The sequence below is a fragment of the Mucilaginibacter flavus genome (genome assembly GCF_030409315.1).
GTDB lineage: Bacteria > Bacteroidota > Bacteroidia > Sphingobacteriales > Sphingobacteriaceae > Mucilaginibacter > Mucilaginibacter flavus.
This window is the reverse complement of sequence record NZ_JAUFPS010000076.1, coordinates 1-15,228: the sequence shown is the minus strand read 5'-3', so window position 1 is coordinate 15,228 and position 15,228 is coordinate 1. Positions and strand designations below refer to the sequence as shown.

Below are 15,228 nucleotides of genomic sequence, written 5' to 3'. Positions count from 1 at the left end.
TTAAAACAAGGCATAGATAATCTATTCTTTGCCCTTTGTCAAATAAAAAAGAGGCTGTACCATGATTTATGATACAGCCTCTTCGCAAATAATATTTTAATTAAAAATTATTTTTGTTTGAATTGAACGCGACGGTTAGTAACGCGACCTTCTTCAGTTGAGTTATCAGCAATTGGCATAGTTTCGCCGTAGCCTTTTACTTTTACTTTTTTAGCATCAACACCAGAGTTAACTAAGTAAGTTTTTACAGAGTTAGCACGGTCTTTTGATAAAGATAAGTTGTGAGCAGCAGTACCTTCAGATGAAGCGAAACCGTCAACTTCAACACCTTTACCAGATGAACGTAAATCAGCAGAAGTAGCATCTAACACTGGGTAAGATGAAGTACGTAATACTGAGCTATCAAATTCAAACTGGATGTTTGAGTAAGCAGTGGCTTTAGGAGCAGCAACAGTATCAACTGGTTTAGGGAATACGATAACGCAACCAGAACCATCAACTACGCTACCTGCAGCAGTACCAGGGCATTTGTCAAATTGATCAGCAACACCGTCACCGTCAGAATCTTTTTTCAAGTCGCTAACAGCAGTTTCAACGTTGGTAACACGACCTTTTAAAGCTTCAACTTCCTGACGTAATGCAGCGTCATATAATTCATCATACATTACAGCTACTGGATTTACCCACTCTAAGTTTTTCTTTGAGCTTGAGCCAAAAGTATACTCTAAACCACCGTAAGTATATGAGTAGTGGCTAAATGTAGGGTAAGTGCTTATACCTGCAAAGTTGTAACCTTGTACAAAGCTGATAGTGTAACCTAAGTTTAACGCTAACGCGTCACTTAGTTTGAATTTAACACCAGCACCTACAGGAGCAAATAATTCTTTAACATTTTTATCACCAAATGGCAAAGTTTGTACTGTACCATTAGCTAAAGTGTTGCTTTTAACTTTGTAAAAGTCTAAACCTAAACCTGCAGAAGTATAAAAGTTAACACTGTTTGCACGGTGTAAGAAGCTTACACTTGCAATGTTGAATACTGCGCTTAAAGCACCAGAGTTAAAGCTGGTTCTGTACTCAGATATACCAAATTTTGAAGTGCTGGTTACTGATTGACCCGGTGTAGAGTTTGCAGCATCATCAACTCCATGAACTTTACCACCTAAGTAATCTAATTGTAAGCTAAAAGTGTGTGAAAGTTGTTGCCTTAATGATAAGCCATAGCCTAATTCGGCTTTAAACTTGGTTGTGGTGTTATTGGTGAAAGGCACCAATCCATCAGTGATACCAACGCTGGCGCCGATACTGAAGGTGTTGTACTGTCCGATACCGCCAAACAATTTGCCGGTAGATGTTGTCTTTGCGGAGTCGGTTTGGGCGTTAACCATACCAGCTACCATCAAAGAAGCAAATGACAATGCTACTGTTTTCTTTAATGTAGAATAATTCATAGTTTTTAAGATTAAACGATTTTAATTGTGATTTTTTTTCAAATTTAGTAATTATGTTTGAAACCATGACCAAACATTGTTCCAAAAAATTGTAATAGTTACACAAATAAGCAAAAAAAATTGATTTAATAAAATAATCAACCCTTAATAATGAAATATTTAGCAATTTCAAACGCCTTATTTACAAATAATAGAAAAAATTTCGTTTCGCGAACAAAGTCTAATTCGATAGCTATTTTTCATGCTAATGACGAGTTTCCGGTTAGTGGCGATCAGCTTTATACATTTAAACAAAATCCCGATTTTTTTTATCTTACAGGGATAGATCAGGAACAAAGTATATTGGTGCTGTATCCAGATTGTCCTAATAAAGCCTACAGAGAAGTACTTTTTTTAAGACAAACCAATGAACACATAGCTATTTGGGAGGGTCATAAATACACCAAAGAAGAAGCAAGGTTAACATCTGGTATTGAGAGTGTTCACTGGCTGCATGAATATGATACCATTTTACATAGCATTATTAACTACGCCGAAAATATTTACATTAACACAAACGAAAACGACCGCTACGCGCATACGGTGCCTTACCGCGATATGCGGATGTACGAAGCTTTAAAGCAAAAGTATCCATTACATCATTATGAGCGTGCGGCCCTGGTGATGCGCGATTTGCGTGTGGTAAAATCAGAGATAGAAGTTGAGCTTACCCAAAAGGCCTGCGATATTACCAACGACGCTTTTGTGAGGGTATTAAAGTTTTTAAAACCTGGTGTTACCGAATACGAGATAGAAGCCGAAATCACACATGAGTTTTTAAGGCAGCGTGCTACCGGGCATGCGTACAGCCCAATTATAGCATCGGGTAAAAACGCTATTGTATTGCATTATGTTGATAATAACCAGGTATGTAATGACGGCGACGTGATATTGTTTGACTGGGCCGCCCAGTATGCAAATTACAATGCCGATATGAGCCGCTCCGTGCCGGTTAACGGCAGGTTTACCCCACGTCAGCGTGCTGTTTATGATGCAGTTTTACGCGTTATGCGCCAGGCTACCAGTATGATAGTGGCCGGTACTGTTTTAAACGATTACCAGGATGAGGTTGGTAAAATTATGACCAGCGAACTTATTGGCCTTGGCCTATTGGATAAGCACGATGTTGCCAAACAGGATGCTAAAAACCCTTTATACAAAAAGTATTTTATGCATGGCACCTCGCACCACCTGGGTTTGGATGTGCATGATTTTGCAAGCCGTTATAAAAGCTTTGAGGTGGGCAACATACTTACCTGCGAACCGGGAATTTACATACAGGAAGAAGGTTTGGGCATCAGGATAGAGAACAATATTTTAATTACCCCCGATGGTAACCGCGATTTGATGGCCGGCATTCCTATAGAGGCCGATCATATTGAGGAGATCATGAATAGCTAATCAACTTACAGGTAGCCATCTACAAAGCTATACAAGTTAAATCCTTCGGTATTTAAAGCTTCGGCAATTGCATGCTGAAGCTTTTTTTTATCAATATGTCGGGTTAACTTATGCTGGATAAGCTGGTAGGCCTTTTGGGTAAGTAACAACTCCCTGCGTTGATTTTTTTGGGAGGCTGATGATTTGATGAAGGCGGTAACCTCATCGATGCCAATAGCTTGGGAAGCCACTGTTTTAAAGATCTGCGTTTGCTCTTCTTTATTTTGCGAGGTTATTTTTTTAAGGTTGTTAAAAAAAATGTCGGCATCGGCACGGTCGGCTTTATTGACGATAAAGGCATCGGCAATTTCCATCAGTCCCGATTTGATGTGTTGAATTTCGTCGCCCGCCTCGGGTACCAGTACAACCAGTGTAAAATCGGCCAGGCCGGTGATCTCTACTTCTGATTGGCCAACGCCAACGGTTTCTATCAGCACATAATCAAAGCCCGCGGCGCGTAATACATCGGCCATTTCAATGGTTTTGACGGATAAGCCTCCCAACGAACCCCGGGTTGCCAACGAGCGGATAAACACATCAGGATGATTAAAATGCGACGCCATCCTGATCCTATCGCCCAATAATGACCCAAAATTAAAAGGGGAAGTAGGGTCGATAGCCAGAACTGCTATCTTATTGCCTTCTTTAAGCAGGTTGTTGATCAGTTCATTAACCAATGTGCTTTTGCCTGCTCCCGGCGGACCGGTTATGCCAATTATAGGCGTCGGCTTATTAAATGTGAGGTTTTTCAGGAGTTCTGCACTTTCGGTAAGGTCATTTTCAACAATGGTTAAAGCACGTGCAACCTGCTTAAAGTTTATGGATGAAATGGTGGCCTTGCTGTTATACATAACGGTGAAACAAATATAAAGCATTTATGTAAGTGTAACATAAGTGTACCTGGTATGCCGTTATTCATCAAGTATCAAAAATGTATATTTGCGTTCGGTACTATAAAATCATCCACAAAAATTAAACAGCAAGCACGTTTGAAACCCAGCATCCTCATTACTTTCGACTCCTTGAAACGTGCAACCTCCGGGCTGTTCTTTTTTGAACGGAGCCTGGGCGAGGAGTTATTGAAGCAAGGCAACAATCAATTTAATATATGGGGATATTTGCATCCCAAGGCTATTTATAGCTTTGAAAAGCTAAAAAACGGCATAACCAAATTGTTGCTGCACAAAGCCTTTTTTCCGGCTTATAATAAGTTTGGGCTGGTGCACTTTACAAACCAGTATTGTAAGCTAAATCCACGCCGGGTAAACGGTAAAAAGATATTAACCATTCATGACATGAACCCCGTGCATGAAAAAAACAGGTCTCCGCGTAGGTATAAAAAATACATTAACCGACTGGGTGGCTACATTGCAGCCTGCGACAGGATTGTAACCATATCTGAATTTGTGGCAGGCGACGTAAAGCAATACTACCCCGAAGCAGCCGGAAAAATCACCGTGATATACAATGGCGCGGATAAACTGATGGTGCCGCAAGGCCACGAACCAGCCCATAAGCCCGCTCGAAAGTTTTTGTTTACCATCGGCAGTATGTCGGCAAAAAAGAATTTTCATGTATTACCGGCCCTGCTGGAGGGTAACGATTATGAGCTTGTTATTACCGGGAAAATAACCGGCTACCAGGAAAAAATACTGGAAGAGGCAGCAAAGTATAATTGCACAAATCGTGTGGTTTTTACTAACCTGGTAAGCGATGACGACAAAGCCTGGTACTATCAAAATTGCGAAGCTTTCCTGTTTCCGTCGATTGCTGAAGGTTTTGGCTTACCGGTTATTGAGGCGATGCATTTTGGTAAGCCCGTATTTTTATCAACCCACACTTCGTTGCCCGAAATTGGGGGCGATGTAGCCTGGTATTTTGATAATTTTGAACCGGCGACAATGCAGGCCACATTTTTAAAAGGGATGGCAGCGTATCAGGCAGATGATACCCTTAAGGCGGATATCATAGCTCGTGCGTCAAAGTTCGACTGGGCAAAAACGGCCGAACAATACCTTAATCTGTATGCGGAATGCCTTTCGGTTTAACGTGTTTATATTAATCAAAACAAAAGGAAACATCCATGCAAATTAATAATGGTAAGCCGGGAATTTCTGTAGTTATCCCTAACTATAACGGGAAAAGTCTGCTGGATAAAAATCTACCTTTTATATATGCCGCGTTAAAGGTCAGTAGGTGCAGCTATGAGGTTATTGTGCCCGATGATGCGTCTGTAGATGATAGCGTTGCATTTTTACAACATCACTATCCGCAGGTTATCCTGATTGAAAGCGCTAAAAATGGCGGGTTCTCCGTTAATATTAACAAAGGGATAGCGGCCGCCTCCTACGATCTTGTTTTGTTATTAAACAGCGATATAAAGCTCAGTGAGAATTATTTTGAACATCAGCTGAAATATTTTGCCTCAGCCGACACCTTCGGCGTAATGGGATTGGTACTTGATGAGGGTACAAACCAAATGGCCGAAGCCTGTAAATATCCTAAGACATCCACGTTTAAAATTAATCATATTAAAAATTTGCCGCTCACCGGCAACAATGATGTTTACACTTTTTATTTAAGCGGGGGCAATGCTCTTGTAGATCGGCATAAGTTGATTGAGCTGGGTGGCTTTAATGAAATCTTTTCGCCGTTTTATCATGAAGATCTTGATCTTTCCTTACGAGCCTGGGAAAGTGGTTTTAAGTGTTATTACGAAAATAACGCGGTATGCTGGCACGCGGTATCGGCAACTATAAAGGCGCATAGTTCAAAAAATAAAATTAAAGTTATTGTTACCCGTAATAAGCTGTTGCTGCATTACTTTCATTTGCAAGGTTGGCGCTTATATTTGTGGTCTGTTATTACTTTTTTATCCCTTGCGGTGCGCTGGGTTAGCGGCAAGCTATATTATTACAAGGCATGGCAGTTGTATATTCGAAAGCTGCCGCAAATGAAGGCATATAAAAACCAGTTTATCCAGGAGGCCACCGGTAAAAAACAATATATACCCTATATTAAAGTTAAAGAGAATATTAAAAAATCACTTGATACGAAATTTAAAACAACTGAATAGATGAGCCTGCTGCCAAATTTTATACAACAAATTGAACAGCCGGTTTATAAATACAGGTATTCTATTTGCACCCTTGTAACCCGTAGGGACGAATACCTGGAGATGCTTAATTCCTTTATTGACGCTGGTTTTACTACCGATATTTGCGAATACCTGGTGGTTGATAACAGTGAAATTAACAAGATGGATGCCTACCAGGGCATCAATTCATTTTTGCAAAAAGCAACCGGGCAATATATTATTTTATGCCACCAGGATATATTGCTGATTAACAAAAACAGTAAACAATTATTGGATGACCAGATAGCTGCTATGGATGGCAGGGATGCAAAGTGGGGTGTGTTGGGTAACGCGGGCGGGGCCAATCGTTTATATAAGCGGCTGGCAATCAAAGTAGCTTATCCAGATGGTACAATTGATATGCAGGGAACGGTGCCGCAAGAGGTAGGCTGTATCGACGAAAATTTTATGCTGGTAAAAAACAGCGCTAACCTTGCTCTTTCCGGAGATATTGGGGGATATCATTTATACGGTTTTGACTTATGTATGGTGGCTGGCCACCTGGGATATTCTGCCTGGGTAATTGATTTTTTACTGCTTCATAAAAGCGAAGGAAAGGTTGATCAATCATACCATGATATTTTGAAACGCGTAAAGGATAAGTACACGCGGTTTATGAAGGGGCGTTATGTGAATACTACCATAGCGCGGTTTTACATATCGGGGTCAAAGTTTAAAAATATAATGTTTCATACGCGGGTGTTTAGACGCGTTAATAAAACACTTGAGGAAATAAAATTCAAGTTAAATTTATAATAAAGTATTTTGCTCTTATTAATGGTATTTTATCGCTTAATAACGAGTTAGTTCCTTATATATTAACTATGTAGTCATTTTTGGGCCTATTTACCTTGTTGTAGCGATCAATTGTTGAAGGTGGCGGAGTGTAAGTTTTAATTGATCACTTTTGCTGTCTGTTACACAAGGTTTCCCTGTCGCATCGCCCAATCTCGTATTTTTTCTTAAAAAAGGCTCTTTTCTATGTGTTTTGAATGGGTGTGAATAAAAAAAACATTTCGATTTTTTTTTCGCAGGCTCTTTCACTTTAAATACAATCTTCCTTTAAGCTACAATAATTGTTTAGCTTAAAAGCCTTATTGTTGAAATAATAGTTTCTTAACTATTTATTATTATTAAATAATTTCTTATTTATTTGTTTTTATTATCTTTATCGAAATAAATAAATAACTATTATGAAAAAAATCCTGCTTATTAAATTATCTGTTGCCCTTGTTGCAACAACAATCTTTTTTTCCTGCAAGAAAGAAAATCACTCTGCTACAGAAACTAAAAATCAAGTACTTTCAGCATCAGTTACCAGCAAAAACGGTAGGTTGGTGTTTAAAAACAGTAGCGCTTATAATGAAACAGCAAGCGTATTGCTTAACAAAGACCTTAATTACTTAACAAACTGGGAAAAAGACTTTAATTTCACCTCTTTAAGAAGCGATTCATCGGCGTCTCAATCGTATGATAGATTTGGTTTTCCTGCTTTTTATGGCTCTATTTTAAACAATAAGGGCGAGTATATGATAGGAGATACCATTGTTTATTTTAATAATGGATACAAATACCTCATCCCGAATAACGATGAAGCATTATTAGCAAAAATTAAAACAGATCCATCAATTGCCGCATTGAAATTTAAAGCAGGTATTGTGCCCGTAAACACGTCATCGGCTGTTAAATCGGGTTCTCTTTCTACACAGAGTACATCGCTTTCAGGCGGTGGAACTGACGCACGCTATCAGCATCAATTTTTAAGAAACGGCGATCCTAATAGCCAACGTAAATTTGTGTTTGAGATATTCAATTATGTTGAATCTGCCGGCCAAACGTCAATATGTTACGTACGTACCCGTATAAAACAGGAATATTTAGGAGGTAACAAACCCGGAAATTGGATAGCTACTTCTACAGAATCATACGAAAAAAAGATAACCGGTATGAATTTCCAGGTTGCTTTTTTTAACACAGGTAACGGGACTTTAAGTTATGTAAATGGTTCAAACATAAATTTATCTGAAACCGATATAACAAAGCTTGATTACACCTTGTGCACATTTCAAGCATCAAGACCTGATATAACCGTTACTTTAACAGGAAACTATTATGCTAATGTATTACCACCGTGGAATACCGATGGTAAAAGTACCTACACAGCCAACGTATCCTGGTAGTTGATAAAAACGTTATTAAACAACAAAGGCCTCGCTTACTATAAGAGAGGCCTTTGTTGTTTAATAGCTTTAAAAACATAAACATTAAGATATAAATGGTAATTAGTGATAGTTTTGCATTTTATATAATTTAAATGAAAACTTATTTCAGGCTTCTTTCTTTTGCCAGGCCAATTGGAAAATTCGCCGCCCCATATTTCATATTAACGCTTCTATCCATCATATTTAATACCCTAAACTACGCGCTGCTTGCGCCAATGTTAAAAGCTATTTTTTCGCCAAACGCGGGGAAGGCCCTTATTAGACCTGAAAACTGGTGGAACCCGCTCAACGATTTAAACTACTTTGCCCAGGAAGCTAATTTACGATACGGAACTTTAGGGGCGCTTAAATTTATTTGCGTAGCCATAGTAACCTCGGTTTTGTTGAGTAATATATTCAGGTATTTTTCGCAACGTATTATGGAAAACCTGCGCATTTATACTTTACTTAACCTGCGCCGCACCGTTTTTAACAACGTAATGAACCTGCACCTTGGGTATTTTAATAATGAACGCAAGGGGGATATCCTTTCAAAAATTTCTGCCGATGTGCAGGTAGTTCAATTTTCTGTTACCGGAACTTTGCAGGTAGCATTTAAAGAGCCTTTCCAACTTTTGTTTTACCTGGTAACTTTATTTGTAATATCGGTTAAGCTTACACTGTTCTCTATGCTGGTGATACCGGTTTCGGCTTTTGTAATTTCAAGGATAGTGAAACGCCTTAAAGAGCAAGCTAAAGAATCGCAGCAAACGTATGGCAATATGATCAGTAACCTTGATGAAGCGCTTTCTGGCATCAAGATCATCAAAGCTTTTAATGCTACTTCTTTTATAAAAAACAGGTTTGACCAGGAGAATAAGAAATATTCGAGTATAACACGCTCAATGGCCAAAAGGCAGCAGATGGCCTCTCCTGTTTCAGAATTTTTAGGGGTTTTGATGGTTGCCGGCATCGTATTGTATGGCGGTTCATTAATCATTAATCATGAGGGTTCATTAACTGCCGAAAATTTTATAGTTTACATAGCTATGTTTTCGCAAATTATGCGCCCGGCAAAAGCTATTTCAGATTCCTTTAGTAACATCCATTCAGGTATTGCTGCCGGTGAGCGGGTGCTGGCTCTTATAGACGAAAAGCCGCTTATAAATGACCATCCTAACGCCGCGGTTATTAAGGATTTTAAAGAGAGTATAAAGTTTGAGGACGTATCTTTTGCGTATCAAAATAAACCAGTAGCAAAAGAGGACTCGGAAGACATTAATAATGATGCGGATAAATTGGTACTCAAAAATCTAACCCTTTCTATACCTGCAGGAAAAACAGTAGCTCTCGTTGGGCCTTCTGGCGGGGGTAAATCAACCCTGATGGATATGTTACCGAGGTTTATTGAGCCCAAAGCCGGAAAAATATCTATCGATGGTTTAGATATACAGTCGGTAACCATGGAATCGTTAAGGGCGCTGATGGGAGTAGTAAACCAGGAATCAATTCTTTTTAACGATACCATATTCAATAATATAGCTTTTGGCAAAACAAATGCAACGCAACAGGAAGTAGAAGCAGCCGCGCGCATTGCCAATGCACACAACTTTATCATGGATACCGAAAAAGGTTATCAAACTAATACCGGCGACCGTGGCACAAAATTATCAGGAGGGCAAAGACAACGTATTTGTATAGCACGCGCTGTTTTAAATAACCCACCAATTATGTTGTTGGATGAGGCCACATCGGCATTGGATACCGAATCTGAAAAACTGGTTCAGGAAGCGTTAAATAACCTGATGAAAAATCGTACTTCCCTCATCATAGCACATAGGTTAAGTACTATTCAAAACGCAGACCTTATCCTTGTACTTGAAAATGGAACATTAGTTGAACAAGGTACACATCTTCAATTATTACAAAACAATAGTGTTTATAAAAGATTGATAGATATGCAGGCATTTAACAGTTAATAAGTTTCGATAGGTACTACAGGTCTGTTATTAAATGCCAGATATTTTTTAAATATATAAAACTTGAGCTTCAAAAAAAGCTTAACATTAATCTGGAAAAACTTTTTGTTTTTCCAGAGCATTTTAAAAGCTGTTGAAATAGGATAATTAAATTTGATAAGCTGGTCTATAAAACGTTTAAAAGTACATTTTTCTATATAGACCAGCTCCTGCTGTGTAAACGAGCTTACGTTTACCGGCAAATGCATACTCCATTTGCTATGGAGCTTTAAATTCTCTTCCATCCAGGCGTCATTATACAACCCTTCAGAAAAATGGTTTAGAAGAATATCGAAAGTGACAGATACCTTATATTTTTGGCCTACCGATAAAGAGAAGTCGATATCATAGCCGTGAAATTTTTTAAAGGTAATTTCATCAAACATAAACTCTTCTGCAATATTTTTAGGTGTGGCCATAAAAACCCCATCAACGCACACCACCTCTGCCAGTGGTTGATTATCGGGATTGCTGTACACGTGCCTTGATCTTCCCTTTTTATATTTAAATGATTGTATCAGATTGCTGTAATAGGTGTTGATGCCAACACCTCCAATGCCAGAAGGGGTAACTGGCTTGTAACTGCTGCCTGCCACGCCTACCAGGCCTAATCTCTTATCGTTATTAAACAAGTTTACCAGGGTAGCTCCCCAGTTTTTAGTTTTTATCAATACATCCTCATGCATAAAGCATAAAATATCATACTGTGCCTTAAACATCGCTTTATTGTAAACCTCACAAATGCCTTGCTGGCCTAAGCTGTTATTGGTAGCTATTATTTCGTACGGCACGCCTATGGTGGCGTCGATGTTATTGCTTACCTGCTGTAAAAGAGCGCTATTAACCGATGATATAATGATGGAGATCATAAATAATATTGTTTTCCCGGTAAAAAATCAACCTTTGGTAGTGTAACGGATAAAACCTGCGTTTTAATACAATTTTTATTCCTGTTTAATCAATTACGTGCGTTTTTGTTAATATGCAACAGTTTATAACGATAAAAATTATTTTTTAATTAAAACTGAACCGGGTATTGGTTGCTACCGTACAGTTGTTGAGTTTTGCTGTTTGCAATAAAAACGTAACTGGTGTAAAAACAGTGCGTTGTAATTAATATAATACAATAACCTTATTTTGAAACAACATCCTGATCATATAACCTGTTACCCCGAAACAAAAATTTACCTGTTTTGCCCGGCCGGTTATGCAACCGGTGGCCCCGAAGCCTTGCACCAGTTGGGCGAGCAGCTAAAGCTGATGGGTTTTAACGCGCTGATGTATTATTACGCCACGCCCGATAGTGTGGATATAGTGCATAAAAACTATGAAAAATACCAGGTGCCGGTAGTCGATATGGTTGAAAATGAGGCTCATCACATCATTGTTTTGCCCGAAACACATTTATATCCCATTTTTGAGGATAGCTATAAACAAATCAGGAAAGTGATTTGGTGGTTAAGTGTAGTAAACTACCACATTACCCAAAAAGGTTTGCTTGATAGTTTTAAACACAAAAAGTTTTTTAAGCTGAAAAACTCTTTAGGCCTTTTCCCAACGGCATCATTCGGTAGGCTTAAGCGACGTAGGGATGTATGGCATATCAGCCATTCTTACTATTCGCAGGTGCATTTGCAGGAGCAGGGGATCAACCCGGTAGGCCGAATTTCTGACTACATGAACAGCGCTTTTTTTGATAGTGTTGATGAAAATACTCCTAAAGAAAGCATCGTGATATACAACCCTGTAAAAAATGACGGGTTTTTGGAGCAGATTATCAGTCTTACGCCTACCTTAAACTGGGTGCCTATAAAAAACATGACGCCGGCCCAGGTGGCGGCTGCAATGAACAAGGCTAAATTATATGTAGATTTTGGTTTTCACCCCGGCAAAGAACGCATGCCCCGCGAAGCCTGCATTATGCGTTGTTGCATGATTATTGGTAAAAACGGTTCGGCAGCTTATGCCGAAGATATGCCAATTCCTGAACGATATCGCTTTAATAAAAAGGATGACCAGATTCCGGCAATCATAGCGCGGATTAACGAATGCCTTGAAAACTATGATAACCTGGTAACCGATTTTGAGTTTTATCGAAAAGCGCTGTATATTGAACGTACAGATTTTGAAATTGCCGTAAAAAAGGTATTTATAAAGGCATAAAAAAAAGCCGCCCGGCAATCCCGCGGCGGCTTTTTTAATCAAGGGCAATTTTAATTATTGAAATTTAAATCCTAAACCAATTTGCCACACCTGGTTGCGGTAATTAGGTAAGTAAGAGTCATTATCAGGGTTGCTGGAGGTGAGGTCGATATTATAGCGGCCCCTTAGTTCCACATTTCTGCTTAGGTCAACACTCAGACCGATAACGCCGCTGATATCTGTATGATCGCCGCGGTTGTTATAAAAATGCTCGTATTCGGTTTGAAAACCATCTTCGTACTTGTTATTGGTTGATGTTAAAAAGTTGATAGATGGGCCAACCAAAAAGTTAAAGTTTGGTGCCAGTTTAACTTTTAACAACAAAGGCACATCAACATAATTGGTGCGCTGGGTAAACCTGCCATACTCGGTGTTGGCGGCATAGCCTTTGCCCGAATACAAAATCTCTGGTGCAAACGAAATAGGGTAGGCGATAGGGATATCAAGGGTTAAACCCGCGTTAAAACTCGCGATAGCATCAGTACTGAAATTGGCGTTATTGGCATCAATGGTATTGGCAATATTTAAGCCGCCGGTTACGCCTACTTTAACGCGATAAAAATCATCGTCGCGCTGGCGACGTTCATGGCGCTCGCCCCGGTATGGCGGCCTGCGGCGTGGCGGCCCATAATATCCCTGCGCGCTGGCGGTGTATGCTGCAAATAAGCAGAGTGCAAAAAAGATTATTTTCTTCATGTTAGTATGTTTTTATATTCTCATAGATTAAAAATTATAGCAAAGGTTTATTCGCGGTGTAATTTTTGTAATAATTGTATGGCCATCACCGGGCAAAAACAACATTTACACTACATTTGAACATGCCAAAACATAAATTTTATACTTCCCTGTTTTTATTTACCGCTATCAATTTTATCGCTGTAAAAAGCTTTGCCCAACAGGAGAGCTATATTCAAAGCCTTGATAAACAAAACCATTGGGTCGATTCTGTTTATAGTAAATTAAGCCGCAAGCATCGGGTAGCCCAGTTGCTTTTTGTGCGGGCGCATACCAATAAGGGGCAGGCTTATGAAGATTCGGTAGGGCAGGTAATTAAAGACCAGCAAATTGGCGGCCTGGTATTTTTTCAGGGAGGCCCCGGCAGGCAGTTAGATTTGAGCAATAAGTACCAAAAACTGGCCAAAGTGCCTTTGCTGATCGCTATGGATGGCGAGTGGGGGCTGGGCATGCGTTTAGATTCGACGATATCATATCCGTACCAAATGGCGCTGGGCGCTATACAGGACAATAACCTTATTTATAAAATGGGCCAGCAAATAGCTTATGATTTTAAGCGAATAGGTTTGCAAATGAACCTGGGGCCAGATATGGATATCAACAACAACCCTAATAACCCGGTGATCAACTACCGCTCTTTTGGCGATAATATGTATAACGTTGCCAAAAAAGGCATCGCTTACATGAAGGGGATGCAGGATGCTGGTTTACTGGTTACCGCTAAACATTTTCCCGGGCATGGCGATACCAATGTCGATTCGCATTTTGATTTGCCTTTGCTGCCTTATACCCGCAAACGGTTAGATTCGTTAGAAGAATATCCTTTTCGCGAAGCTATTAACGCCGGCATCAGCGGTGTGATGATAGCGCACATGAGCATCCCCGCTTTGGATACCACCACGCATTTACCTTCAACATTGTCGCGCCCTATTATCACCGGTATTTTAAAAGATTCGTTGAAATTTAAAGGGCTGGTGGTATCAGACGCCATGGAAATGAAAGGAGTTGTAAAATACTTTCCCAATGGCGAAGCCGATGTTCGCGCATTTATTGCCGGGAACGATATTTTAGAACTATCTGAAAATTCCGATCGTGCCATCAAACTCATCCGTAAAGCGGTGCGCCAGGGTAAGGTGGGCAAAGCGGAGTTTGAAGCCCGGGTAAAAAAAGTATTAGCTGCCAAATACTGGGCAGGGCTTAATCAATACAAACCGGCATCGCCCAATAACCTGGTGGCAGATTTAAGCAGGCCCGAGGCTAAAGACCTGGTGCAGCAATTGAGTGATGCATCGGTAACGCTGATAAAAGGCAATCCATCGGCATTAAAACTTAACCCTTTTTTAAAAACGGCTATACTGAGTATCGGCGTATCATCGCCAACTGTTTTTCAGCAGGAAACAGCTAAAAGCTTCCCCAACTGTAAAATATTTATGGTTGATAAGGATGCCGCGCCTGTTGAGCTGAAAAACATCTTGAGTTTATTAAGCCAATACCAGCAGGTGATAGTGGGCATCCATGATTCGCGCCTGCGCCCGGCAAGCAAATTGAATTATACAAGCGACGTAAAATTAATGATTGCCGACCTGGCCGGTCGTGCCAATACCACCATGAGTGTATTTGCCAATGCCTACACCATTGCCGGTCTGCCCGGTATTGAAAAAAGCAACGCGCTGATGGTTTGCTACCAAAACAGCCCCGAAATGCAAAAGGCGGTGGCTAAAGTGTTAACCGGTAATTTGAAACCGACAGGTAAGCTGCCTGTGAGTGTGAATGTGTTTTTCCCTACGGGGACAGGGTTGTAGGGGCTATAAAAAGCAAGGGCATGTGCGATTCCCCTCTTGAGAGGGGCGGAGGGGTGTGTTACTGTGCATGCGAGTAAGAACGCCGCAGAACACACCCCTGCCATCGCTCATTCCGGCGCGCCCCCTCTCAAGAGCAGGGCTGTTGCATTCTAATTTAATAGTTGTTTCAATTTGTTAATATCATTACAAACAAGCCTTTGTGCT

General features: G+C 40.1%; 12 protein-coding genes. 8 read left to right on the top strand and 4 right to left on the bottom strand.

The window, feature by feature from the left end:
* Window positions 1-107: 107 nt before the first annotated feature.
* Complete coding sequence (locus tag QWZ17_RS23895) at window positions 108-1,451, bottom strand: OmpA family protein (RefSeq protein ID WP_290307843.1); 1,344 nt, start codon at window positions 1,449-1,451, stop codon at window positions 108-110.
* A 150-nt stretch (window positions 1,452-1,601) separates the two neighbouring features.
* On the opposite strand from QWZ17_RS23895, the gene QWZ17_RS23890 reads away from it, so the two are divergent.
* On the top strand, window positions 1,602-2,891 hold the full coding sequence (locus QWZ17_RS23890; RefSeq protein ID WP_290307842.1) for an aminopeptidase P N-terminal domain-containing protein: 1,290 nt from the start codon (window positions 1,602-1,604) through the stop codon (window positions 2,889-2,891).
* Between the two features lie 5 nt (window positions 2,892-2,896).
* On the opposite strand, the gene meaB is transcribed toward QWZ17_RS23890, so the two are convergent.
* Window positions 2,897-3,781 carry a methylmalonyl Co-A mutase-associated GTPase MeaB gene (gene meaB / locus QWZ17_RS23885; protein ID WP_290307841.1) on the bottom strand — a complete coding sequence of 295 codons (885 nt, stop codon included), beginning with the start codon at window positions 3,779-3,781 and terminating at the stop codon, window positions 2,897-2,899.
* 138 nt (window positions 3,782-3,919) lie between these two features.
* Between meaB and QWZ17_RS23880 the strand changes: the two genes are divergently transcribed.
* The 5 genes from QWZ17_RS23880 to QWZ17_RS23860 all read left to right on the top strand — a co-directional run bounded on the left by QWZ17_RS23880 (window position 3,920) and on the right by QWZ17_RS23860 (window position 10,246).
* Complete coding sequence (locus QWZ17_RS23880; protein WP_290307840.1) at window positions 3,920-4,978, top strand: glycosyltransferase family 4 protein; 1,059 nt, start codon at window positions 3,920-3,922, stop codon at window positions 4,976-4,978.
* Window positions 4,979-5,013: 35 nt separating this feature from the next.
* Window positions 5,014-6,006 (top strand): glycosyltransferase family 2 protein, encoded by a 993-nt coding sequence (locus tag QWZ17_RS23875; protein WP_290307839.1) that lies wholly within the window; start codon window positions 5,014-5,016, stop codon window positions 6,004-6,006.
* Entirely contained in the window at window positions 6,007-6,822 is an 816-nt protein-coding gene (locus tag QWZ17_RS23870; protein WP_290307838.1) for a hypothetical protein, read from the top strand.
* Window positions 6,823-7,259: 437 nt separating this feature from the next.
* Window positions 7,260-8,246 carry a hypothetical protein gene (locus tag QWZ17_RS23865; protein ID WP_290307837.1) on the top strand — a complete coding sequence of 329 codons (987 nt, stop codon included), beginning with the start codon at window positions 7,260-7,262 and terminating at the stop codon, window positions 8,244-8,246.
* Between the two features lie 134 nt (window positions 8,247-8,380).
* Window positions 8,381-10,246 (top strand): ABC transporter ATP-binding protein, encoded by a 1,866-nt coding sequence (locus QWZ17_RS23860; protein ID WP_290307836.1) that lies wholly within the window; start codon window positions 8,381-8,383, stop codon window positions 10,244-10,246.
* Here the strand turns inward: QWZ17_RS23860 and QWZ17_RS23855 are convergent.
* Complete coding sequence (locus QWZ17_RS23855) at window positions 10,243-11,154, bottom strand: glycosyltransferase (protein WP_290307835.1); 912 nt, start codon at window positions 11,152-11,154, stop codon at window positions 10,243-10,245. The genes QWZ17_RS23860 and QWZ17_RS23855 overlap by 4 nt on opposite strands.
* A 268-nt stretch (window positions 11,155-11,422) precedes the next feature.
* Between QWZ17_RS23855 and QWZ17_RS23850 the strand changes: the two genes are divergently transcribed.
* Window positions 11,423-12,448 carry a hypothetical protein gene (locus QWZ17_RS23850; RefSeq protein WP_290307834.1) on the top strand — a complete coding sequence of 342 codons (1,026 nt, stop codon included), beginning with the start codon at window positions 11,423-11,425 and terminating at the stop codon, window positions 12,446-12,448.
* Between the two features lie 54 nt (window positions 12,449-12,502).
* Here the strand turns inward: QWZ17_RS23850 and QWZ17_RS23845 are convergent, their stop codons facing one another.
* Window positions 12,503-13,183: a porin family protein gene (locus QWZ17_RS23845; RefSeq protein WP_290307833.1), complete on the bottom strand. Its 681-nt coding sequence runs from the start codon at window positions 13,181-13,183 to the stop codon at window positions 12,503-12,505.
* 122 nt (window positions 13,184-13,305) lie between these two features.
* On the opposite strand from QWZ17_RS23845, the gene QWZ17_RS23840 reads away from it, so the two are divergent.
* Complete coding sequence (locus QWZ17_RS23840; protein WP_290307832.1) at window positions 13,306-15,024, top strand: glycoside hydrolase family 3 protein; 1,719 nt, start codon at window positions 13,306-13,308, stop codon at window positions 15,022-15,024.
* Window positions 15,025-15,228: the final 204 nt, after the last annotated feature.

Coding starts and splice junctions, on each gene's coding strand:
- QWZ17_RS23895 (WP_290307843.1), bottom strand. CDS start 1,451: ATGAATTATTCTACATTAAAGAAAACAGTAGCATTGTCATTTGCTTCT.
- QWZ17_RS23875 (WP_290307839.1), top strand. CDS start 5,014: ATGCAAATTAATAATGGTAAGCCGGGAATTTCTGTAGTTATCCCTAAC.
- QWZ17_RS23865 (WP_290307837.1), top strand. CDS start 7,260: ATGAAAAAAATCCTGCTTATTAAATTATCTGTTGCCCTTGTTGCAACA.
- QWZ17_RS23840 (WP_290307832.1), top strand. CDS start 13,306: ATGCCAAAACATAAATTTTATACTTCCCTGTTTTTATTTACCGCTATC.
- QWZ17_RS23845 (WP_290307833.1), bottom strand. CDS start 13,183: ATGAAGAAAATAATCTTTTTTGCACTCTGCTTATTTGCAGCATACACC.
- QWZ17_RS23855 (WP_290307835.1), bottom strand. CDS start 11,154: ATGATCTCCATCATTATATCATCGGTTAATAGCGCTCTTTTACAGCAG.
- QWZ17_RS23870 (WP_290307838.1), top strand. CDS start 6,007: ATGAGCCTGCTGCCAAATTTTATACAACAAATTGAACAGCCGGTTTAT.
- QWZ17_RS23890 (WP_290307842.1), top strand. CDS start 1,602: ATGAAATATTTAGCAATTTCAAACGCCTTATTTACAAATAATAGAAAA.
- QWZ17_RS23860 (WP_290307836.1), top strand. CDS start 8,381: ATGAAAACTTATTTCAGGCTTCTTTCTTTTGCCAGGCCAATTGGAAAA.
- meaB (WP_290307841.1), bottom strand. CDS start 3,781: ATGTATAACAGCAAGGCCACCATTTCATCCATAAACTTTAAGCAGGTT.